Genomic DNA, 24,978 nt, shown 5'->3' with positions numbered 1-24,978 from the left:
ACGGGTATGTTGTGGATTACGGGTGCAAATGTTAAGCGGTTAACAGGGCAGGGGGCGGGTTTGATAAGGAGAAGGGATGGAAATGTTAAGTTGATAGCAATAAAGCTGCTGATTATCAGCAGCTTTACTTATTCTTTAAACTTAGCCGCGTAGGCCGATGGTAGCAGGTTGAATTCATTTTTAAAGTAGCGGGCAAAGTATTTCGGGTTGTTGAAGCCTACTTCGTATGCCACTTCGGCCACGGTTAACTGGCTTTTTTCGAGCAAGCTGGCCGCCCGCTTCAACCGTATCACCCTTATAAATTCAATGGGTGTTTTACCGGTGAGCGCCAGCAGTTTCTTGTAAGCGGTTACCCTGCTCATGAAAAGCGCTTTGCTCAGGTCTTCCACCGAAAAGTCGGGATTGCTCATATGTTGCTCAACGATGGCAATGGCTTTGGCGAGTAATTGCTCATCGGCCGGTGTTACCTCGGGTACAGAAGGCTGTACTTCCATTTTTTTGCGATAGGTTTCGCGCAGCGATGCGTGCTGGGATATAATATTACGAAGCCGCGACAGCAGCATTTCGAAATTGAACGGTTTGGTAATGTAGTCGGTGGCGCCAAGTTCAAGGGCTTCTATTTGCTCTGTATCGGCTGTTCTGGCAGTAAGCAGCACGATGGGAATATGCGCGGTTTTATGGTTGCCACGTACTTTACGGCAAAATTCCAGTCCGTCCATGCCGGGCATGGCTACGTCGCTTACAATAAGGTCGGGCGGCTGTTGTTGCAGCAGGTCCCAGGCAGCCTTGCCATTTGCGGCTTCTGTAATATGGAAGTATTGGCCCAGGTTATCTTTCAGGTAAAAGCGGAAGTCCTCGTTGTCTTCCACCAGCAACAGCGATGGCTTTTTGCCTGTTCTGGGTTTTGTAACCTTCGCGGATGCTTCTTTTGCAATTACTTCTGTTTGTGCTTCTCTTACCGGTGGCTGTTGGCTGGCATGCAGCGGGAACAGCACGGTGAAACAACTGCCCATTTCGGGGGCGCTGTCCACCGAAATAGTGCCGCCATGCAGTTTTACGAACTCGCTGGTAATGCTTAATCCAATACCGCTGCCCTGGTTTAACAGGCTGCCCGGTAATTCGTGCTGGAAAAAACGTTCGAAAATACGCTGCTGCTGTTCGGGCGGGATGCCTATGCCGGTGTCTTTTACGCTTACCTGGCAGGCGTCGGGCAATAGCTGAACGCTTACGGTAATGCTGCCATTGTCGGGCGTAAACTTAAAGGCGTTCGACAGCAGGTTGAATATGATCTTTTCAATCTTATCGCTGTCGTAGTCCATCCTGATTTCATCGGCATTACTTTCGAAATGGAGTTGGATATGTTTTTTCTCGGAGAGGTCGGAGAAGGACTGGGTGAGTTCGCGCACGAAAGCTACCATATCGCCTTCTGTAGCATGCAGTTTAATTTCCTGCATTTCCAGTTTACGGAAGTCGAGCAGTTGGTTCACGAGGTTTAACAGTCGCCGGGCATTACGTTGCATGAGCGTCAGGTGACCTTTTACGTTACCTTCCTCTGTTTGTTTGATGATTTTCTCTAACGGCGCTAATATCAGGCTCAGTGGGGTGCGGAACTCATGGCTGATATTCGTAAAGAAGCGGATCTTCAGTGCGTCCAGTTCGTGCATGCGTTGTGCTTCCTGGCGTTCCTGGGTAATTCGGAAGCGCATGCGTTCGCGGTCGAGAATAATGCGGCGGGCCAGTAGCAGGCCACTTAAAATAAGGATGATGTAAATGCCAAAGGCCAGCGGGTTGCGCCAAAAGGGCGGCAGTACTACTATGCGCAGACTTTGTTCCCGCCCTGTCCATTCCCCGTCGCTGTCGGCTGCGCGTACGCGGAAGGTGTACGTACCGGGGTCGAGGTTGGTGTAGGTCGCCTTTCGCGAAGTACCGGCGGGTATCCAGTCTTTATTAAACCCCTCCAGCATATACGCATACCGGTTACGTTCGGGGTGAAAATAGTTGAGCGCAGCAAACGACACGGAGAACACGTTCTCTTTATGTTTCAGCGTGATGGCGGGCATTTCCGTAATCGACTGTTGTATCAATACCCTGCCATTTAATTGGTCACCCGCAGTCATGGCTTGATTGAATATCTCGATACCTGTAAATACCAGTGGCGGCGCATAATTGCCGGAAGCGATGGCGTGGGGGAAGAAGAGGTTAAAGCCATTGGCCCCACCAAACACCAATTCTCCTTTTCGGGTCTTTAATGCAGCGTTCTCGTTAAACTCTTTGCCTTGCAAGCCGTCTGCTTCGTCATAGTTCTTAAATTTAAATGCGCCTTTAGCGTCCACACGCACGTTGCACAAACCATTGGTGGTACTCATCCAAAGGGTATGATCATTATCTTCTAATACATTCAGCACTGTGTTTTCGGGCAACCCGTCTTCTTTCCGGAATGTGCGTACGCCGCCCGTTGCGGGATCATAGAGGTTCAGCCCCTCGCGGGTACCTGTCCATACCCAGCCGCGACTGTCTTCAAAAAGGCAGATCACGTTTTTGTTGCTCAACTGGCCTTTGGTAAAGGTGAGTTTGGAAAAATTGCCTGTCACCGTATCTCTCACCGCAATTCCATCATCCGTACCCACCATCAGCCTGCCCCGCTTATCTTCTATGATCGCATAAATGAAATTGGAATGAATAGCAGGCTGGCGATAGGTTTGAAACTGATCACCAGCGGGATCGTACAGTGAAAGACCTCCTCCCAGCGTGCCTACCCATAGCTGCCGGCGACTGTCTTCAAACAGTTCCCATACATTATTGTTTGGCAGCGATGTTGTATCGGTGCCATTATTACGGCAATGCTTAAACTTCCCGTTGTCAAAACGTTCGAGCCCGCCCATATAAGTACCCACCCATAATTGCTGGCGATGATCGATGAGCAGGCTTACGATTACGTTGCTGCTAATGCTGTTTGGGTCCGACGGATTGTTACGGTATTGCGTAAAGCCGCCGGTACTGCGATCAAAGTAAATCAGGCCGCCGCCATTGGTACCTATCCATATATTCCCTTTTGCATCCTCCACAAACCTGTTTACATCATCGTAAGGCAGGCTGCGGTTGTTGAACGACTGGTATTGGTACAGCGGGAATTTAACAATGTTCTCGTGGTAATAATTGATGCCTTTTTTATAAGTTCCTATCCATATAATCCCGCTGTTATCGCGGTACATGGCCGTAATGCTGTTTTGGCTCAGACTTTTTGGATCGGCGGTATTGGATAACAGGTAAGTGATGCGTTGCTGTTTTTTATCCAGCACGTTTACGCCGCCATGATCAGTGCCTATCCATATTAAACCTTTATTATCCTGCGCCAGGCCGCGAACAATATTCGTGTTCAGTTTCGTTTTGCCATCGTGCTGGCTATAATGGGCGTGGCTGTTGGTGTTTGGGTTGATGTAGTAGATCCCTCGCGCATCACTGCTACAATATAACCACAGGTCACCATCCGCGTCGGCCAGCATGCCGTACAGCTGATTGGTGCCCGCAGCTGCAAAGGTGCTTCGGAACAGTACTTTTCCGCTATTGGCATCTATTTTTTCCAATACCCCTGTATGATGTACCAGCCATATTTGCCCCATTGCATCCTCTGTAATAGCAGCCACCGTATCTGTACTAATGCTGTTCTCATCACCGGCTTTATGCCGGACAGAGAGTGTTTTACCGGTATTCGGATCGTGCCGGTAAATGCCTGTATTCGGGTGCAGTAACCAGTATCGGCCGTTCCGTGTTTTTAAAATGAAGGGAATAATAGCAGGAGGGATGTTCAGCCTTTTCAGTTCCGCACCGGCACTACGTGTAAACTTCTCCGTCCGCGGATCGTACAGGTTCTGACGGGTACCGGCCGTAATCCATAACAGTCCGCCAGGCCCTTCGCTGATGCGGGTTACCATATCGTCGGAAATGGTGGCCGAATCGCGTACATCATGACGGAATACTTTAAACTCATAACCATCATAGCGGTTAAGTCCCGACATAGTACTGAACCACATAAAACCTTTACTGTCGCGGAAAATATTATTTACCTGGTTGTTGGAAAGCCCCTGACCAATGTCTACGTGACTAAACTGGTACGGATCGGTTTGTGCGTGCAGTTGCCCACAGCCAAACAGCAATAATAATATGGAGATCAGGTATTTCATGAACGTGCACGGAATCGATATCCCAATTTAATCAATACAAACAAATAAAACGGTAAGGGGGGCAAAAAAGAAAAAGGGTTGAAAGACTTCAACCCTTTATTGCTAAAATTCCACGTTATGACATTATGATGGTCATAATCTCTTTAATATCTTTTATAGAAATTATCTGATGATAATAAATGTCTGTTTGACAATACAAAAATAGGGTATGCTAACACGCCAGCCAAAAAATATAAGTTCCGGGAACGATTGCGTAAATAAATTGCTACTTTTTTTCTTAGTAAATAACTTTAGTGTGATAAAAATTCCCGTTATGTATCGCTCACAGCCTTGCCGGTATTGCCTGCTTTTCATTTTACTACTGCTTTCTTCAATGGTCGCGAACGCGACAAGCCGGTACGATTTTACAGTAGCGAAAGATGGTAGTGGTGACTTTTCTACGATACAGGAAGCGATAAATGCGGTGCCCGATTTCAGGAAAAAAACAACCATAATATTCATTAAGAAGGGCGTGTATAAAGAAAAGCTGGTGCTGCCTAATTCAAAAATGATGATCACGCTTGTGGGCGAACAGGTGGATAGCACAATTATCACTTATGATGATTTTGCATCACGGAAGAACCGCTTCGGTGAAGAAATGGGCACCAGCGGCAGTTCGGGTTTCTTCATTTTCGGTACAGACTTTTCCGCATTCAATATAACTTTCAGTAATACTGCCGGCCCTGTTGGACAGGCAGTAGCCGTATTTGTTGCCGGCGATCGCGCACGGTTTTATAACTGCCGCTTTCTCGGTTTCCAGGATACGCTGTACACTTATGGCTACGGCAGCCGTCAGTATTATAAGCAATGTTATATAGAAGGAGCGGTGGACTTCATTTTCGGCTCTTCCACCGCCGTGTTCGACAGTTGCACCATTTACTGCCGCCGCGGAGGATACATTACCGCAGCTTCCACACCCGATTCTACAAAATACGGTTACGTATTCCTGCATTGTAAGATCACCGGCGATGCGCCCGATAGTTCCTTTTACCTTGGCCGGCCCTGGAGGCCGTACGCCAAAACAGTGTTCATCAACTGCGAACTGGGGGCTTTTATAAAACCAGCAGGCTGGCATAACTGGGGCAGCACCGATAAGGAAAAAACAACCTTTTATGGGGAATATGGCAGCTACGGCCCCGGCGGTAACACGAAATCCCGGGTGCCATGGTCACACCAGTTAAAGGATACAGACGCCTATTCGTTGGATAAAATATTCGGCGACTGGTGGAAAACTGCCGTGAGTGGAATTTGATGATGAATTTAAATGAATCATGCGGTCGCGCGGCCGTATCCTACAAAAGAAATGGCGACCCAGGTGGGCCGCCATCTCATATTTGACTCGAACAGTAATGTCTAGTATGTATCCCTGAACAGGTTAATTGTTAACCCCAGTGTAAACGCATCATCCAGGTAGCTTCTTAAACCAGCGGTTTGTGAAGTGTACATCAGGTGCAGGTTTACGGTTGATTTAATATTGAAGCCCACGCCCGCAGTAGCATTCTTCGTGGTATGGTACAACCCGAATACATTCAGGGCATTATTCAGGAACACCAGGTTGGCACCCACATCAAAAATGTTATCGTAGTGCCGCACGCCACGGAAAGCTACTTTAGGTTCCACGCTGCCACTGCCATCGCCCAGAGGTATTTTGTAGCTGGCGGCTGCATAAAACGTAGTGCTGTTCGCAATTTCCCTGTTCTCCGATTTCAGGTAACCGGCAATGTTGGGCAAAGACGCCTGCAGGTTCCAGCGGTTATTGGTATACGCTACGCCAAAGTCTCCATCGAAGTAGTTATCGCGGCGGTTAAACAAACCCAGTGATGGGTCGTTTACTTCGCCGTTCAGGCTTTTGGTATCCAGGCGATCGCTACGGATGCCGGCCGATAAGCCGAAATGCAGCGACTGGCTACCCGTTACCGTCAACGGCAGGTGATAGGCATACGTTAAAGTTACCCTGGTACGGGAAAGCAAACCCGCTTTATCCATAAACACGCTGGCGCCCACACCTACACGTTTGCCCACATAATAATCACCAGTGAAGTTCATTGTAACGGGTACACCCGGCGCATTTTCCCACTGACGGCGGTAAGCGCCGTTCAGGTGAAAACCAGAGTCGATACCCGCGAAGGACGGATTGCCCAGGTATTGATTCTGGAAGTATTGAGTCGGCAACGGGTCTATCAGGGCGCTTGTGTTACCCACTTCCTGCGCTGCCGCTGTTTGGGCGGCAGTGAGCATACAGGTAAAACCAGCTATCATTAAAAAACGTTTCATGTCGGATATTTTTAGCAATGTCATTTTAAATTATTTGTCGCGTACTACGGTGATGAAACCTTTCACTTTAGGCAGGCCCGGACCAAAATCGAGGATGTAATAATAAGTGCCTTCTTCAACAGGACGGCCGCTGATGCGGGCATCCCACTCGTTCATGTATCCCTTCTTCGCGTAAATCATACGGCCAGTGCGGTCGAAGATCTTCACTTCGTTAAGCGGATAAGTGTCGATGTTTTTGATGATGAAACGATCGTTCACACCATCACCGTTAGGCGACATGAAGTTGGTAGCATCTACTTTATAATCGTCTTTAACAGTAAGGCTGATGTCGGCCGAAGCGGGACATCCTGCTGCGTTGTAGGCCGTTACGCGATACACCGCGTTTTGGGTGGCGCGTACGGTGAGGTTCGCCGTGTTAATACCGGAAATAATACCCGGACTGGTAGCATCCCATGTGTAAGTAACACCTCCGCTGGCAGTCAGTACGGTATTGATGCCTTTGGAGATATTGAGTCCCTCGCTGCTGGTGATCGTAGGAGGAGTGATAGAAGTCACGCTCAATACAAAGGTATTGCTTACCTGGTCTACCCCGCCGTTGGCAATACCACCGTTATCTTTGACAGTTAAAGTGACAATAGCAGTGCCGGTTGCCCCATTTACAAAACGCACGTGTACGCCGTTCATATCAGCCGTGAGCTGCGAGAACAGGGCCGGATTGTCTGAAGTAACGGTGAAGCTCAGCGTCTGGCTGGTTTCAGGACCGGGTGTTACACCGTTCAGCGCGATGATCTGCTCGCTGGCGGTGGCACAAAGGGCGACGTTGGAGATGGCACCGAGGGTAGGCGTTTCATTTACATCGCCAATATTTACTACGAATTCTCTGTCGAGGAATTCGCCTGCCTGTGTAGTAGCGCGAACACGGATGTTATAGATCGATTTTGCTTCGTAATTGAATGACTGTGCTGCCGTAAGGTTAGTGCCTGTGATGGCGAATGCGCTGTTGTCTGCGCTGCCTGTACCTGCAACAAGCGTGTAAGTGAACGTTGCGCCAGGTTCAGTGGAAGTAGCGCTGAATGCACCCACGATCGCGTTTACTGCATTATTCTCGAAGATGCTGTTCGCACTTAAGGAGATGCTGGTAGGCGGTTCAGGAAGATTATTAATATTGATTGTAACCGTAACAGGCGCGCTGGTGTTCAGTCCATCGCTCACCGTTAAGGTAAGTGTATAAGAAGTGATAGTTTCGTAGTCAAGTGCCGTGGCATTGTTTACTGTAATAGCACCGGTAGCGGCATTGATGGCGAAAGCATTGTTGGTATTACCTGCTGTAATAGTCCATGCCTGCAGCGGGAAGGCATCGGAACCGGTTGCGGTACCTACTGCTGTACCAACCGCACTGTTTTCGTTAATGTTGAATGTTTGACCGGCTGCGATTACCGGAGCTACAGCGTCCACCAGCACGGCGCTGGTAGAAGGAACGCCGGTCAGTGTGGTTACCAGGTTATTACTTGCCGCATCTTTCAGTATACTGGTATTGAGCTGAAGGGTAGTGGCGAGTGCAATACCGTCGGTGTCAAGATCGCCCGCTACTACCGTGTAACGGAAGGTATAGCTGTTACCGGCGCCGGTACCTGTATAATCCGCTATCTTATTGGCCGCACCGGCCGTGAAGCCCAGGGAAGGTTCGCCCACACCAGTTTTCACCAGGGGTTCGCTGAATGCTACCGTGAAGTCGAGGAATTCGCCTGCTTTGTAACGTTTGTCCGCTGGTACAGCAACGCTGGTTACCACCGGGGCAACTGCATCTACCAATACCTGGGTAGTACTACCGATATTATTGAGTGTAAGCACTGCGTCGTTACCAGTCAGATCTTCAACATCACCAGTCAGGGTGTTTACCGTAATGCCGTCTGTATCCTCCTGACCCACAAGCACGGTATAAGTGAATACGAGGCTATTGCTGCCAGTGCCAGAAACATAACCCGCGTTCACGTTCGTGCTGCCGATCTGTACCTGCAGGGTGGGAGTAGCAGTTACATTTACATTTTCACTGAAGGTTACGCTGAATTGAAGCACTTCGCCGGCAACATATGCTTTATTGGCCGGTACATTTACGGCAGTAACTACCGGAACTATTGCATCTACTAATACCAGGCTGGTATTGCCAACATTCATCAACAGCAGCTGCGCATTGTTGGTTGCATTGTCTTTAATATCGCCGGATAATGTACCCAGTGCGATGCCATCAGTGTCTTCATCACCAGCAACTACCGTGTAACGGTACAGCAGGTTATTTGAGCTTGAGCCGGAAACGTACGTAGCGTTTACCGTGTTGCTGCCGATAATAACCGTGAGGTTAGATGCGCCGGTGAGGTTTACCGCTTCGCTGAAGGTAACCGTGAAGTCGAGTTGGTCGCCTGCCACATAAGTACCGTTAGCTGGTACGCTTACATTCGTAATAACCGGTAGCACCGCATCTACCCATACGTTGGCAGCGGATGCTACGTTATTCAGCGTGAGATCGGCGGGATTACCCGGAACATCAGCGATAGTGCCCGACAGGCTGTTGATGGCAATACCATCGAGGTCGAGGTTGCCTGCAGCCACTGTATAGTTGAATACAAGAGCGCTGGTGCCTGTACCGGAAGCGTAGGTAGCGTTCACATTGGTGCTGCCTATCGTAAGTGCCAGTTGTGGTGTGCCTGTTACGGCAACATTCTCAGAGAAATTAACCGTGAAGGTCAGTGTTTGTCCCTGCAGGTAAGTCGCGTTGGCCGGTACGGCTACGCTGGTAACCACAGGCGTTATTGCATCAACATATACGCCGGAGGTGCTGCCTGTATTATTGAGCGTGAGTACGGCATCGTTGCCTGGTACATCTTTAATAGTGCCGGTAAGGGCGCCCACTGTAATACCATTGCCATCTTCCTGGTTGGCCAGTACAGTATAGTTGAAGATAAGAGCGCTGGTGCCGTTGCCGGAAAAATATGTTGCACTTACGTTTGTGCTGCCAATGGTAATGCCGAGGGAAGGCGTGCCGGTTATATTTACGGCTTCACTGAAGTTAACTGTGAATGAGAGTGTTTCGCTGGTGATATAAGTATCGTTGGCCGGTACAGCAACGCTGTTTACTACAGGCGCTACCGCATCCACCAGTATACCCGAAGTGTTAAGGGTACCTAGAGAAAGGTTGGCTGCGTTAGTAGCTGCATCGGCGATGGTGCCGGTAAGTGCGCCTACAGTAATGCCGTTGTTATCCAATTCACCTGCTGTTACCGTGTAACGGAATAGCAGCGCGTTGGTGCCGCTACCAGAAACGTAACTGGCGTTAACGTTTGTGCTGCCGATAGTGAGTGCGATGGCAGGCGTGCCGGTTACATTTACCGGTTCGCTGAAGTTAACGGTGAAGTTAAGCTGCTCGTTCGTGATATATGTTTTGTTGGCCGGTAGCGTAACACTGTTTACAGATGGAGCAACTGCATCCACACGTACGCCGGTAGTGCTGCCAATGTTGTTTAGCGTACCACCCAGGTCGTTGTCGGCCATGTCTTTAATAGTATTGCCGGACGGGGTCACGATAATGCCTATACCGTCTGTGTCTAAATCTCCGGCAGTTACTGTGTAGCGGTATACGACTGAGCTGGTGCCTGTTCCTGAAAAGTAAGCGGCTGTTTTGGACGTGCTGCCAATCTGGAGGTCAATCCCCGCTGGTGCCGTAACATTCACGGCCTCGCTGAAATTAACCGTAAATTCCAGCACTTGTGCGCCAACGTATATGCCGTTTGCCGGCACTGTTACGCTCGTTACGGTGGGCCTGATACCATCTATCACCAGGGCCTTTTGTCCTGAAATACTGGAGGTGCCTCCCAATGCAGGCAATGTAAGCTCCGCATCTGTGCCACCGGGTGACTTTAGGGTAGCGCCGGCTGGTAAAGTCAATGCCGCTGTAGACTGATATTCGAGGTCGGCCGATACATCGCCTTCCTGTATAATATAGTTGAATACGAGTGTATTCCCAACGTTGCCGGTGTAGGTGGCTAAACGATCGGTAGTGCCGGTTTCTAATAATAATGTAGGAAGTCCGTCGGCAAGTATTATCGCTGCATCGAATTCTACCCGCACATCTATATTTTGTCCTATGCTGTACGTTCCGTTGATCGCATTGGATGTTACCTGTAACACTTTTGGTACTGCTGGGGAAACGGTTACATTTATTGTTGTTGATGCCGTTTTGTTGCCGCCCGAACCGGTATGTCCACCATCATTTGTAGTAACTGTAATAGTTTTAACGCCGTTAGTGGTGGAGGTAAAAGTTACGGGGTTGCCGCCCAGGTAGGTGCGCAATGCACCGTAACTGCCAGTAAGCATAAGGCTTGCTGAGCCGCTGCCAGTTACGGTAACACCGGTTCCGTTCAGTGCGGAAAAAGTTCCATCGCTTACTCCAAAGCTGATGGTTACATTTGAACTTCCTTCTTCAGGATCGGAGGCTGTTACACTGGTTAATGTTACAGGCGAATTGGCTATACCTGAAAGCGTTGTGGTAGCCGAAATAGTTGGAGGGTCGTTAAACGCAGTTACCGCCATCGTAGTCGTTACATCAAAAACCGCATTATTCTTATTTCGGAACCGGAACGTTATCGTCCTGGTAAGAACAGAAGGCTGGTTGCTGGTGTTCTCAAAAGTAAAGTTGTGCAGCAACGCCGAGATGGCTGCCGCAGTAACGCCTGAGGCAAATGAAAGCCTCATATTATTACCGCCACTGGGGCCGCCATCCAAAAACATTGCAATTTCTACGCCGTTATAATACACGTATCCGGAGGTAGTGGTAATACCGCCCGCGTCGGTAATATTGATGATGTCACTGGTTGAACTGTTGGCGGAAATATATACCTCCAGCATGCTAGGCTGATAATATCCTGCATTCCATAGACCGATATCGGAGGTAGTGAACGTCGCGTTGCCCCCTACGTCAATCGCCGATGCCGGGTCTTCTTCATGGTAGGTGCCGGCATCGCCGTTCATATTGCTGACAGACGATTGCGCCGAAGCTGCCTGCACCAGCAACAGGCCAATAACGGATAATGTGAAGCTGCGTAAGATTGTTCTTGTTTTCAAAAGAGTGGAAACGTAAAATTCCTTCATCGTATAACAGTTAGTATTGTGTCAATGGTCATAACGTCCCGCTCCCAGCGTACAGGCGAAAAAAGCCAGTCCTGGCAGACAGGTAGTGTTGGTATAGGGTTTTTACTAAGAGGTGGTTAAAATTGCTTACGGGCTATTCCGGGGCACATCAGGATAAAAATTTCCTACAGGGGAAGGGGGAATTCACTGCATTAAAAACACGTCCCATGTAATCGGGCGCTAAGATAGTTGAATATCTGTATTTTTTAATATTAGAAGGTTTTTTGTTGAATATTCTTCGTGAACGTATCGATTTCGGGGGTAAACAACAGAGGCTACCCTGGGGCAGCCTCTGTAAAATGTCTTATTTTCTTAGCCTGGCTTCTTCCAAATCGAGGTTGGCTTCATGTTTACGAATGATCTCATCGTCATAATCATGTTCTGCTCTTAACCGGTTTAGCTCATTACGCCTTACGTCTATCAACTCTACCAACACTTTCCTGTAATGCCTGGCCACACTTTTATCTACCTGCTCGGTAGCATTTTCAAGAATGGCCGTGTACCGTTTCATCAGTTGTTGCAAAGCTGGGGAATGCTCCAGCTCTGACGCGTACTTACTCTGCAGAAATTCCATGGCGGCCTGCGTAAGATGTACATTTACCGCCGCCTCCTGCTGACTCTCTTTCAAGGCCGCCTCGCCTGTTTCTATATTCAGCCATTTGATGATCAGCGGAAGCGTTAGTCCCTGTAACACCAGGGTAAACAGAATCACCACAAAGGTGATGAACAGGATAATGTTGCGCTGCGGAAAAGCCACATCTTTGCTGATCATCAACGGAATAGACAGTGCTGATGCCAGCGAAACCACGCCCCGCATGCCCGACCAGCTTACGATGAATACGGATTTAAAAACGGGTTTTGATTCTTTCGCTCTGACCTTACTACTGATCCACCGGGGAATATAGGTAGCCGGGTATACCCACACCATACGTATCACCACCACCAGCAGGCTGATGACGATCCCGTAAAATATGGCCTGCTTCATTGAATAGTCCTCCAATCCCTCTACAATGGCCGGTAACTGTAAACCTATCAATATAAATACAAAGCCATTTAAGAGGAAAACGAGGGTAGACCATACGTTGGTAGTTTGTATGCGCGACCGGTAACTGAAGAAGTTGTGCGAACGGTAGGAGAGGAACAGGCCCCCGCTTACCACGGCCAGCACACCGGAAAAATGGAACTCTTCCGCCGTCAGGTACATCAGGTAGGGCGTCATCAGTGAAAGACCGGTATCTATCTGTGGAGTAGTAGGCAGATAACGGTGCAACAGGTAAAAGATCTGGCCTATTACCAATCCCACCACAATGCCCATACCCGCCACCAGGTAGAAATCGCCGATAGCTTTGACTAACACGAATTGTCCGGACGCTACCGCCGCCAGTGCAAAACGGAACACGATGAGCGATGAAGCGTCGTTTACCAGGCTCTCACCTTCTAATATGGTGGTTACCCGTTTCGGAATGTTCAGACCTTTTAATACAGATGTAGCCGCCACGGCGTCGGGGGGAGAAATGATCCCTCCCAGTAAAAAGCCGAGCGCCAGCGTAAACCCGGGTATCAGTGCATGAGAAACAAAGGCCACGATGGTAGAAGTGAATATCACCAGTCCCAAAGCCAGCAGCCCAATTGCCCGCCTGAACTTCCAGAACTGCTTCCAGGAAGTGTACCAGGCCGCTTCGTACAGCAGCGGCGGCAAAATTACCAGGAAAATAATATCCGGCTCAATGTCTATATGCGGCGTGCCGGGAATAAGCCCGATCAGCAACCCGGACAATACCAGGAAAATTGGATAAGATACCCGAAGTTTCTGGCCAAGCATGACCAGCAACGAAACCACGAACAAAAGAGAGATAATCAACAAAAGATGCTCATGCAGCATAAAACGAAAATATAGATTTTAGTCAGTCCGGGAAAGGCGTTTGATATGGTCCGGAATACTGCAAAATAAAGGTTTTTACCGGGAACGATTGCGTAAATAATCAAACGCCCTTCCTCCGTTTTGTACAAAAATCTGTTTATACTTGTTAAACACTGATACGGATTTATTCATCAACCAGAATAGTGACACGTTAACTTAAACAGATGACCTGGATATAGCGATGTAGAATGTGATCTGTTTTATGCTTAAGAACTAAATTCCCGCAGGCCCTAGCCTTCACTAAAATAGCCACGTATGAAAAAGGTATTTACACTCCTTTTAATTTTCCTGTTTCCCACTCTCTGTGCCTGGTCGCAAACGCGGCAGGTAAAGGGGAAAGTAACCGACGACAAAGGTGAAGCGCTGATCGGCGTTACCGTGTCGGTTGCCCATACTAATATCGGGGCCCATACTAGTCCCGATGGTAGTTTCGCCCTGAATGTTCCCGGCAGCGGACAGATAGAGTTGAATTTCTCTATCATGGGGTATAAAAAGAAAACACAGGTGACCGATGGAAAGTCGCCAGTGAATATCTCCCTCGAACCAGAAATGTCGTCGCTGAACGATGTGGTGGTAATCGGTTACCAGTCGGTAAGGCGAAAAGACCTCACGGGCTCTGTATCGTCGCTGGGCCCCGAAGCGCTGAAAGATATGCCGCTGAGTTCTGCCGCAGAAGCTATTACTGGCCGGCTTGCAGGCGTACAGGTGCAAACTACCGAAGGTCGCCCCGGCGCCGATATCACGATTCGTGTGCGCGGCGGCGGTTCCATTACGCAGGATAACTCACCGCTTTATATCGTGGATGGTATACAAGTGGAAAATGCACTGTCGTTTCTTTCTCCCCAGGAAATTGCCTCTATTGATGTGCTTAAAGACGCCGCCTCCACCGCTATTTATGGTGCAAGGGGCGCCAACGGCGTATTTGTAATTACGACCAAAAGCGGCCGCGATATGAAAACCCGCGTATCGTATGATGGATATGCAGGTGCAAGAAAGATCGTGAACAAACTCGACGTAATGAAACCGTACGATTTTGTGATGTACCAACACCAGTTGTACAACCGCTCGGCCGACGATCGTATTGCATTCGAAAGGAACTATGGCCGCTGGGAAGATCTGGACATCTATAAAAACATGCCTTTCACTGACTGGCAGGAAGAAGTGTTTGGACGCAACGCTGCTACGCAAACGCATGTAGTAAACGTAACGGGCGGTACTAAAGCCACTACATTTAATCTTACCCTTAACAATACGAACGAAGACGGTATCATGATCGAGTCGGGCTTTAAAAGGACTTTATTGTCTTTCAAATTCGATCATAAAATAAATGATAAGTTGAAAGTAGGTGTGAACACCCGTTACGCCAACCAGCGCATCGATGGCGTAGGTACTTCCAATACCGGCTCACAAGGAACGAACAGGCTGCGTAACGCTGTGCGCTTTAAACCGTTCATAGCACCGGGTGAAGAAAGTGTGGTGGATGAATTTGATTCTGAGTACGCATTGCTCACTAATCTTACCAGCCCTGTACTGCTGGCGAAAAATGAACTGCGTTACGCGTATCGTAAAGATATTATCCTTAATGGCTGGCTGGACTACCAGATCATCAAAGGCCTGAACTTCCACAGTGTGTTGGGAACTACCATTACGAATACCCGCGAGAACACCTTTAATGGTGCCATTACCAGTGTAGCCCGGCAAAATGCCAATATGCCGGTAGCGAGCATCCGTCGCGGCGAAAGTATTTCGCTCACCAACTCTAATACACTTACTTACAGCCTTCCATTACCCAAGCAACATAAAGCGGACGTGATGATCGGGCAGGAGATTTACCAAACCAATACCAATGCCATGAACCTCACGGTTAAATGGCTGCCCGTAGATATTACTGCTAAAGAAGCTTTTGCCGGTATGCAGAAAGCCACTCCGCCCACAGGAATGATCCAGGACGCACCGACCACAGGAGAGTCTATTACCCGCCAGCTTTCCTTCTTCGGCCGCGCTAATTACGTGTACAACGACAAATACCTGGCGAATTTCACGCTGCGGTACGACGGTTCTTCGAAGTTCCTGTACGATAATGGTTTCGCGGCATTCCCATCCGCAGCCCTTGCCTGGCGTATTTCGCAGGAGGAATTTATGAAAGATATCAGGGCGCTTTCTGATCTGAAGCTGCGTGTGAGTATGGGTACTTCGGGCAACAACCGCATTGGCAACGATTTGTTTAAAACGATGTTTAATACAAGTACGAGCAGTTATGCGTTCGACGAATCTATCACCCCTGGTATCGCGCCACTCAGTCTGGCTAATCCTAACCTGAAATGGGAAACCACGATAGCCAGGAACATTGGCCTGGATTTTACGTTGTTTGCTGGTCGTGTTAGCGGTGCATTGGATTTCTATCATAATAATACCAAAGACCTGCTGCTGGACGCAAACGTGCCGCCTACCAGCGGTTATACTTCGCAGATACAGAACGTGGGCAAAACAGAGAACAAAGGTGTGGAGTTGCAACTGAACGGTGTGATCATCAATAAAAAGAACTTCTCCTGGAACGCAGCGTTTAATATTTCTGCCAACCGCAATAAGATCGTAAGCCTGGGTACCGATCCGGAGGGCAAGCCCGTAAAATCTTACCTGGTACGTTCCGGTTGGGAAAACAGCCTGTTCGACTTCCTGGTAGAAGTAGGTAAACCGATCGGCCAGTTCTATGGCTATGTGTACGATGGCTGGTATACGCCGGATGATTTTGATTTCAATCCTGCTAATAATAGTTATACATTGAAAGCGGGTGTTCCCAATTCTAACTCCGCTGCCCTGGGCTCCCGCGAGCCGCAGCCTGGCGATCTGAAGTTGAAAAAGCTGTCGACCAAAGCAGATACTAAAATAGGAGAGGAAGACAGGACGGTGATTGGTAATGCTCAACCGAAGTTTACTGGCGGCCTTAACCAGCAGTTTTCCTATAAAGGCATTGACCTCAGTATTTTTATGAACTGGTCGTATGGAAACAAGGTGTACAACGCTAATAAAATGGAGTTCACCACCGCATATCTCTATAAAGATAATAACATGCTGTCGCTGATGAACGACCGTTACAAGCTGTTCGATGAAAACGGCACCCGCGTATACGATCCTGAACAACTGAAGGCGATGAACGTGAATACAAAATACTGGACGCCTTCGATGGGTAACTATATGCTGCATTCCTTCGCCATCGAAGATGGCTCGTTCCTCCGCATCAGCAATGTAACATTGGGTTACAGTTTACCAGAGGCCATGCTGAAAAGGACCAAAGTAATATCGCGTTTACGGGTGTACGCTACCGTGAACAACCTATATACGTTCACCAAGTACACAGGTTACGATCCTGAAGCGAGCACCCGCCGTGGTAACCCGCTTACGCCGGCGGTCGACTACTCGGCTTATCCGCGTAGCCGCTTCATTCTCGGTGGTGTAAACGTAAGCTTCTAACCCTTAAATGCGCATTCAAATGAAAAAGATAGTTTTATCAGCAATAGTTTTAAGCACCTTGTTTGTACAGGGCTGTAAAGATTACCTCCAGGTAGAGGATCCTTCCTCCCAGTCGCAGGTAGCGGTATTTAACAGCGTTTCTTATTCAAACTCCGCCGTTGTGGGCGTTTACGCTATGCTTATCGGCGATAACGCTTATGGTAACAGGGTGAGCTGCCTGTATCCACAGTCGGCCGACGATTTTAAAACTTCAGGAAGTTATAACTGTGACGATCGTCGCGGCATTAGTGTGTACGGCGCCTGTTCCTCCAACTCAGAGTTGCTCAATCCTTTTAACCAGTTGTATAAAGGGATTGAACGGGCGAATGTGTGTATCAAATACATTCCGGCATCCGACAAATATAACAATGGTACGGCAGCCGATAAGGCGACGTTGCGCAAACTGCATGGCGAGGCGCTGACGTTAAGGGCACAGTTTTATTATGAACTGATACGCAACTGGGGCGATTTGCCGGCATCGTTCGAACCGGCAGCCGATATATCCAATCTGTATCTTCCTAAAATGGACCGCGATTCTATTTACGACCATATTATCGCCGACCTTAAACTGGCCGAAGAGCTGGTGCCTTGGCGTACCGAAAGTCCTGACCAAAACCTGCGCCTTACAAAAGGTGCGGTAAAAGGCCTTCGCGCGAGGATAGCGCTGGCCCGTGGCGGTTACTCGCTTCGCCGCGAAAGCCGTAAGATGGAACGCCGCGCCGACTACAAAACTTATTACCAGATTGCATACGATGAGTGTAAAGATTTGTTGGCGCGCCGCGATCAGCACAGCCTCAACGATAACTACGAGAATATATTCCGCACGCTGCACAGTGCCACCCGCCTCGATAATGCCCACGAACTGATGTTCGAAGTAGGTGCTTACGGCGGTAATGCCAGCACCGACAGTAAACTGGGTTACTACAACGGTTTAAAACTGGACGGTAACTCTAAGTTCGGCCCCGGTGGCGGTGGTATCATCGCCCTGCCCACCTACTTCTACGAATTCGATTCTATCGCTGATGTAAGAAGAGATGTAACACTGGCTTATTACGAGATCGATAAGGATTCTAAAAAGATCATGCGTAAGGCTACGGATATTTGCGACGGTAAGTTCCGCCGCTCCTGGACAACTATCACCGGCACCTCCCAGAACCTGGCGATTAACTGGCCTATCCTGCGTTTTGCGGATGTGATGCTGATGTTCGCAGAGGCTGATAATGAAATTAACGGCGCGCCTTCCGCAGCAGCCATTGCCGCACTAACGGAAGTAAGGGCGAGGGCATATAAAGGCAATGAAAGTCGCATGGGTACTATTCCCGGTGATAAAGAAGGTTTTTTTAAGGCCGTAGTACAGGAACGTTTGCTGGAGTTCGGCGGCGAAGGCATTCGCAAATATGACCTGCTCCGTTGGAACATGCTGGCAGCCAAGATCACCGAAACCAGGGCGAAACTCACTGAGTTCATGAACGGCACCGGCCGTTATGCCAACGTACCACAGTATATATATACCAAGGCCGCTGATTATTTAAATACAGCCGTTCCTGCCGATATCAATACGCTCGACCTGTACGGTGGTGCTGCCTCTAAAGTATTCTTTGAACCAGGTGCGGCCACTACGCCCACAGGTTACGCCCGCCGCGACTGGCGTTCGGCCGTTACACAGGATTTCCTTACGGGTGCCCTTAACGGTTATGTAATACAGTTTGAAGAGAACAGGAAAGAATTGTACCCGCTGCACAATACGATCATTAACACCAATTACAATCTCAAACAGGATTATGGTTATTAATCCCACAAACTATATAGAGATGAAGATATTATCCATGTACCGCCTGATGCTATTGGTTTGCGCTGTCTGCTGCCTCGTTTCCTGCAGTCCGGAAGAAGAGAAGCTGGCCCCCATGCGCATGTTTATTCCTAAAGGGGAAATCGTGAGTACCAGCGGCATAACGTTCGTTGCCCTGATGTGGGAGCCACCTTTGTATTCAAGCGGCAAAGCTGTTAAGTACGATGTTGCGGTGTCAAAAGATTCGACGTTTGCCACCACTGCTTTTACACTGCAAACAGATACCGCAGGCGTTTTGCTGAATGATACGCAACTGGATGTACGTACTGATTATTTTGCGCGGGTAAGGGCGAAGGGTGCAGATACCACACTCGATTCCAAATGGCTGCGTAGTCCTGCATTCCAGATCAAAGGGGAACAGATATTTTTGCCGGTACGTGCTACGGAACTCAAAGCAATATCCACAACGCTCCGCTGGACAGTAACTCCGGGCATCACCAAAATCGTATTAACGCCTGCTACAGGCGCCGCTATAGAAGCTACGGTTAGTACCGCAGAAGCAGCGGATGGCGCGAAGGTCATAAAAGGCCTCGCTGCAAACATGACTTATAACGCGGATATATTTGCCGGCACAAAAAGTAAAGGTTATCTCTCTTTCAAAACTCTTACACTGCCCAACTTTACGGTCATTGTAAAACCGGCAGATAATCTCATCACCGTACTGGACACCTGCTCCAACAATGCTTTCATCGGCCTGGAGCCTGGTACTTACGATATTAAAGATGCCGGTGGAGCATACGCCAACCTGGTAATCAGACAAAAAACAGTCACCCTGCAATCCATATCCGGCGATCCGTTGGATACAAAGGTGAACTTTAAGGAAGTGACGCTCAAAGGCGATGGCGCAGGCATAAAACTGAACGGTATTGAGTTTGACGGACAGGCGGGCGCAGGCGCTTATTTCATCAACCTTACCGGTTTAAATGCCGATGCCGATCCCGCTGTGTTCACGAGCATCGAAATGGAGAACTGTCTCATTCGTAATACGGTGAACTGTATTTTCCGCGGCAACAGGGCAGGGAATCTTGCACATAAAATCAACCTGATTAAAATGAATAACTGTGTGGCGGGCGACAACGGCGGTTCATACACATATTTCACGATGGATAAAATGGATTTCGTGAAGCTTGAACTCACCAATTCTACTTTTTACAACATTGGCCGCGCATTTATCAGTTGGAGCACTGCGCTTACAGGTAATGCCAAACCAACAGTGATCGTAGATAACTGTACGTTCAACAATTTCGGCTCTGACGGTCGTAACTACGTGCTGCTGGACGCTAATTCGAATCCGCTGGATTTCGTGTTTACCAACAGTATATTGTACAACCTGCCCAAAGCTGGCAGTACCATCGGCAGCAGCCTGATCAGGGCAACGGGCGCCAATACGGCCATCACTTATTCCTACAACAACGTATTTAACGTAACAACAGGAGCGGGCGCACCGGTCAACATGCCTGCTTACGCCTATATTACGGCTACCGCCAACAAAGCAATCGATCTCGGCTGGACGGCCACCACTACAAACTTTACACTGCCCGCGGCATCGGAACTGCGCACAGCCGGCAAAACCGGCGGTGTTGTAGGTGATCCACGCTGGACTTATTAAAACAGAAAACAGGATAAATGGAATTTAAGAAGATACTGGCTGTTATGGCGTGTTGTTTACCGGCTGCATTACAGGCGCAGCAGCCCGCCTTCCCTGGTGCCGAAGGTTTTGGAAAGTTTACCAGTGGCGGGCGTGGGGGAAAGGTTTGCATCGTAAACAACCTGGCCGATCGCGGCCCTGGCAGCTTACGCGAAGCCTTACAACAGAAAGGTCCGCGCACCATTGTGTTTGCCGTATCGGGTACTATCAGCCTGGAGTCGGGCCTGTTCGTAAAGAACGGCGACGTAACGATCGCCGGTCAATCCGCCCCCGGCGATGGTATTTGTATCCGCAATTACCCGGTGGAAATTGAAGCCGATAATGTAATCATCCGTTACCTGCGTTTTCGGATGGGCGATGAAGCTAAAAAGGAAGGCGATGTAATCGGAGGACGTAATTGCAGGAACATTATTATCGACCATTGCTCCATGAGCTGGGGTACTGACGAATGTGCGTCTTTTTATCGTAACAGTAACTTCACCATGCAATGGTGCATCATTGCCGAAAGCCTGAACAAGTCTGTACATTTTAAGGGTGAGCATGGGTACGGCGGCATCTGGGGTGGCGAGGGCGCGAGTTTTCATCATAACCTGCTGGCCTCCAATAAAAGCCGTATGCCAAGGTTCTCCGGATCTTCCACCACCGTAAATCCTGAAAACGAACTGGTCGACTTCCGCAACAATGTGGTGTTTAACTGGGGCATTAATAATAGTTACGGGGGAGAGAAGGGGCGTTACAACATGGTGAACAACTATTACAGGCCGGGGCCGGCTACGAATGAAAAGGTGCGTTCCCGCATTGTCAATCCATCTTCACCTTACGGTTCGTTTTGGGTTGATGGGAATACTTTGCACGACGATGCTAAAGTAAGCCGCAACAACTGGAATGGCGTACATTGTGAGCATAAGGATTCTGTGAGGGCGGAGAAGCCTTTTGCCGTGCTGGCCATTCCTGTAGAATCGGCCGCCAAAGCTTACGAACGTGTACTGGAATGTGCAGGCGCCTGCCTGTACCGCGATGCTGCCGATAAACGCATTATTGATAACGTCCGCAGCGGACAGGCAGATAAAGGTCGTAATGGTATCATCGATTCGCAACTCGATGTTGGAGGTTGGCCGGAACTGGCTACTAAACCTGCACCGGAAGACTCGGACAAAGATGGAATGCCTGACGAATGGGAAAAGACAAGAGGCCTTAACCCCCAAGACCCGTCGGACGCCGCAATGTATAACCTGGATAAAGGTTATACCAACCTGGAAGTATATTTAAACTGGCTGGTGAGATAAATATGCGGCGCTTAACAATTTAAGCATCTGCTCATGAAACGGGAATTCGTATTTTCCCTGCTCACGTTTTTGAAATGACGGTATGATGAAAGGATTAATATTGGGCTGCGCACTGCTAATGCCTGCCATAATGATAGCCCAGCAAAAGCATAGTATCTCAAAGGTATGGGTGGCCGATAACGGCGATGGTACTTATAAAAACCCGGTTCTCGATGCTGATTACTCCGACCCGGACGCGATACGCGTAGGCGATACTTTTTATATGATCGCTTCGAGTTTCAACGCCAGCCCGGGTTTACCCATCTTACAAAGTAAAGATCTTGTAAACTGGTCGCTCGCAGGCCACGCTTTACTTCGCCAGCCACCTTTTGATCACTTTTCTAAAGTGCAACATGGCAATGGGGTATGGGCTCCGGCCATCCGCTTTCATAAAAATGAATTTTATATCTATTATCCCGATCCGGATTTTGGTATTTATATGATCAAGACGGCCAGTATTAACGGCCCATGGTCGGCGCCGGTATTGGTGGAAGGGGGTAAAGGCCTCATAGATCCCTGCCCGTTTTGGGACGACGATGGTAAGGCTTACCTGGCACATGCCTATGCAGGCAGCCGCGCTGGTATCAAGAGCATCATCGTACTTAAACGTATGAATGCAGAAGGCACAAAAGTACTGGATGCCGGCACGCTCGTATTCGACGGCCACGATGCTGATCCTACACTGGAAGGTCCGAAGTTATATAAGCGTAATGGTTTTTATTACATATTCGCGCCTGCCGGAGGTGTTTCTACGGGCTGGCAACTGGCCTTGCGCTCGAAAAATATTTACGGTCCCTACGAACGCAGAGTGGTCATGGACCAGGGTAAAACTGCTGTTAATGGACCGCACCAGGGCGCATGGGTAAATACTAAATCAGGGGAAGACTGGTTCCTGCATTTCCAGGATAAGGATGCGTACGGCCGTGTGGTGCATCTGCAACCCATGAAGTGGGTAAACGACTGGCCGGTGATTGGTGCCGATGCAGATAACGATGGCAAAGGAGAACCTGTATCAACCTATAAAAAACCTAACGCCGGCCCGGTGCAACCTGTTGCCACACCGCCGGAATCTGACGAATTTAACGCCATGCAGCCAGGGCTTCAATGGCAATGGCAGGCTAATCCTGCGGCTTACTGGTCGCATGCTAATATCAGTAAAGGTGAACTGCGGCTTTTTGCAGTGCGTATGCCCGATAGCAGCCGGAATTATTGGGAGGTACCGAACTTATTGTTACAGAAATTTCCGGCAGAATCTTTTACCGCTACTACTAAACTGCGCTTTAAACCCAGGCAGAATGGCGACAGGGCAGGACTGATCATATTCGGAATGGACTATGCTTACCTGTCGCTCGTGATGAACGACAATGCGGTGTATCTCGAACATGCTACCTGCCTGCAATCCGAAAAAGGCGCAAAAGAAAAACTGGCCTCGCTTAGCAAAGCTGCTGGTGAAAACATATGGCTGCGTGTAACAGTAAGTCCCGGCGCGAAATGTAAGTTCAGTTATAGCTACAACGGACAGCAGTTTACGGATGTGGATGGAGTACTCACGGCCAAACCGGGCCGCTGGGTAGGTGCTAAGGTAGGTCTGTTCGCAACGGGAACACTTAAAACGAACGACACAGGCTGGGCCGATATCGACTGGTTCAGGGTAGAATAAAAAATTGATGGCCGGGCTATGATTAGTCCGGCCATGTAATTAAACCTACAACTGTCGCTCTTATGTAACACTTTGTATTAAGTAGTTTTATATCTTATTGTAACGTCTGTAAAATTGCAACTTATCCGCAGTACCCGCAAGGTCTAAACACTGGATAAACTTGTATAAAATCGCTCGGTATCATACCTGCAGCAGCTGTATATCGCAATGCAGGTATACTTCCTCAGCTATTATCATTCCTCCGCTACCTATTCCAAACGCGTTCCGGTTTATCCTGGTGACCGTTACAACACCGGCTTTGATATTACCTCTCTCATCTGCTCTTATCCCCGTTATCAAACTTTCAGTTTTAAAATTTTGTGTGGTGTCTTTTATAGTCAAACTACCTGTTGTGTGTACCTGGTTATCTTTTAATGTAAGCTGGGTAGATTGATAAACAATGGAAGGAAAACGGTCGCTCTCAAAGAACTCGGTAGAACGTAAGTGGGCATCGCGGATGGCGTTACCTGTAAAGATGGAATGTGTATAGATGTTCACCCATAAACTGCCCCCCTGGAAGCCGCCGTTTAAAGTGCCTTCAAATTCGGAGAACCAGCCTGTAATTACCGTCAGTTCGAGGTACTTTACCCCAAAGCGGATGCTCGAATGTACAGGATCGATTGTCCAGTTGTGTTGGGCGTAAACATCATTCATATGGATGTATAAAGTGGAAGTGGCGGCTAGGTATGCCATATCAGCTCTGTAATGTCGGGAACATGCCGTTTATGTGCGTAAAAGCAATACTGTGTAACCAGTGCCACGGGCAATCCTGCGAAAAATACATCTACTGCCAGTGAAAGGCTGGCCATTAAAGGATCGGGCTGTTGCAATGGCACATGACTGAGTGGTATTACCGCGCCATTCATGAACAGCCATACAATTACGCCGTATAACATGCCTGATTTAAAAGGGTGATTGCGCACGAACGGCGTCCAGCTATACGCCAGCAGGTACACGGTTGCCACTACCAATGCAAACATGCAATGCAGGAACAGTCCGGCCAGCACGCTGGTAATACCGTCACTGTAAGCATGTTCGCCGTTAATGCCTGATGCAATAAACTGGAGTACGTCTGCGGGCGATCGACCTCTTGCCAGCCAGGAGATCAGAAACATGCCGGTAAGTTGTAACAAACTGGCTGCTATGCCCGATAATAAAATTGCCTTAATAAATGTAGGCGACCGCCGCACCATCAGGCGATTGCCGGGGTATACGTGAACATTTGCCATAATGCCAGGGTTTAAAAATGAATAAGTCGGAGAACACTGCAAAGCTACGGCGTGGTACGTTTAGTGTCAATTGACGAATCAGCGCTTCTGTTGCACTTTTTATCTTGAAGAAAATATAAGGA

The 24,978-nt window shown here is 48.7% G+C and carries 12 protein-coding genes; 6 read left to right on the top strand and 6 right to left on the bottom strand.

Features of this window, described 5'->3' with window-relative positions; genetic code table 11:
* Positions 1 to 128 precede the first annotated feature (128 nt).
* Positions 129 to 4,181, bottom strand: coding sequence for a hybrid sensor histidine kinase/response regulator transcription factor (locus QZT80_RS24405; RefSeq protein WP_295128646.1), 4,053 nt, complete (start codon positions 4,179 to 4,181; stop codon positions 129 to 131).
* A 313-nt stretch (positions 4,182 to 4,494) separates the two neighbouring features.
* On the opposite strand from QZT80_RS24405, the gene QZT80_RS24400 reads away from it, so the two are divergent.
* Complete coding sequence (locus QZT80_RS24400; protein WP_295128644.1) at positions 4,495 to 5,472, top strand: pectinesterase family protein; 978 nt, start codon at positions 4,495 to 4,497, stop codon at positions 5,470 to 5,472.
* Positions 5,473 to 5,573: 101 nt separating this feature from the next.
* Here the strand turns inward: QZT80_RS24400 and QZT80_RS24395 are convergent, their stop codons facing one another.
* From QZT80_RS24395 to QZT80_RS24385, 3 genes are all read right to left on the bottom strand, one after another.
* Entirely contained in the window at positions 5,574 to 6,494 is a 921-nt protein-coding gene (locus QZT80_RS24395) for a type IX secretion system membrane protein PorP/SprF (protein ID WP_295128642.1), read from the bottom strand.
* Positions 6,495 to 6,524: 30 nt separating this feature from the next.
* The gene (locus QZT80_RS24390; RefSeq protein WP_295128640.1) at positions 6,525 to 11,609 is read right to left on the bottom strand and encodes a gliding motility-associated C-terminal domain-containing protein; all 5,085 of its coding nucleotides are present in this window, start codon (positions 11,607 to 11,609) and stop codon (positions 6,525 to 6,527) included.
* A gap of 370 nt (positions 11,610 to 11,979) precedes the next feature.
* Entirely contained in the window at positions 11,980 to 13,557 is a 1,578-nt protein-coding gene (locus QZT80_RS24385; protein ID WP_295128638.1) for a Na+/H+ antiporter, read from the bottom strand.
* Positions 13,558 to 13,851: 294 nt separating this feature from the next.
* Between QZT80_RS24385 and QZT80_RS24380 the strand changes: the two genes are divergently transcribed.
* The 5 genes from QZT80_RS24380 to QZT80_RS24360 all read left to right on the top strand — a co-directional run bounded on the left by QZT80_RS24380 (position 13,852) and on the right by QZT80_RS24360 (position 23,588).
* Complete coding sequence (locus QZT80_RS24380) at positions 13,852 to 17,067, top strand: TonB-dependent receptor (protein ID WP_295128636.1); 3,216 nt, start codon at positions 13,852 to 13,854, stop codon at positions 17,065 to 17,067.
* A gap of 19 nt (positions 17,068 to 17,086) precedes the next feature.
* Positions 17,087 to 18,898 (top strand): RagB/SusD family nutrient uptake outer membrane protein, encoded by a 1,812-nt coding sequence (locus tag QZT80_RS24375; RefSeq protein WP_295128634.1) that lies wholly within the window; start codon positions 17,087 to 17,089, stop codon positions 18,896 to 18,898.
* Positions 18,899 to 18,917: 19 nt separating this feature from the next.
* Positions 18,918 to 20,564: a DUF4957 domain-containing protein gene (locus QZT80_RS24370; protein ID WP_295128632.1), complete on the top strand. Its 1,647-nt coding sequence runs from the start codon at positions 18,918 to 18,920 to the stop codon at positions 20,562 to 20,564.
* 17 nt (positions 20,565 to 20,581) lie between these two features.
* Positions 20,582 to 21,889, top strand: a complete 1,308-nt coding sequence (locus tag QZT80_RS24365) for a pectate lyase (RefSeq protein ID WP_295128630.1) — start codon at positions 20,582 to 20,584, stop codon at positions 21,887 to 21,889.
* Positions 21,890 to 21,971: 82 nt separating this feature from the next.
* The gene (locus QZT80_RS24360; RefSeq protein ID WP_295128628.1) at positions 21,972 to 23,588 is read left to right on the top strand and encodes a glycoside hydrolase 43 family protein; all 1,617 of its coding nucleotides are present in this window, start codon (positions 21,972 to 21,974) and stop codon (positions 23,586 to 23,588) included.
* Positions 23,589 to 23,768: 180 nt separating this feature from the next.
* Here the strand turns inward: QZT80_RS24360 and QZT80_RS24355 are convergent, their stop codons facing one another.
* Positions 23,769 to 24,320 (bottom strand): YceI family protein, encoded by a 552-nt coding sequence (locus QZT80_RS24355; protein WP_295128626.1) that lies wholly within the window; start codon positions 24,318 to 24,320, stop codon positions 23,769 to 23,771.
* Positions 24,308 to 24,856 (bottom strand): hypothetical protein, encoded by a 549-nt coding sequence (locus QZT80_RS24350; RefSeq protein ID WP_295128624.1) that lies wholly within the window; start codon positions 24,854 to 24,856, stop codon positions 24,308 to 24,310. Before QZT80_RS24350 ends, QZT80_RS24355 begins: the two co-directional genes overlap by 13 nt.
* Positions 24,857 to 24,978 lie beyond the last annotated feature (122 nt).

Source organism: uncultured Chitinophaga sp., from assembly GCF_902168175.1.
Taxonomy (GTDB): domain Bacteria; phylum Bacteroidota; class Bacteroidia; order Chitinophagales; family Chitinophagaceae; genus Chitinophaga.
The sequence above is the reverse complement of the archived record's forward strand: the minus strand, read 5'-3'. Positions and strand labels throughout refer to the sequence as shown.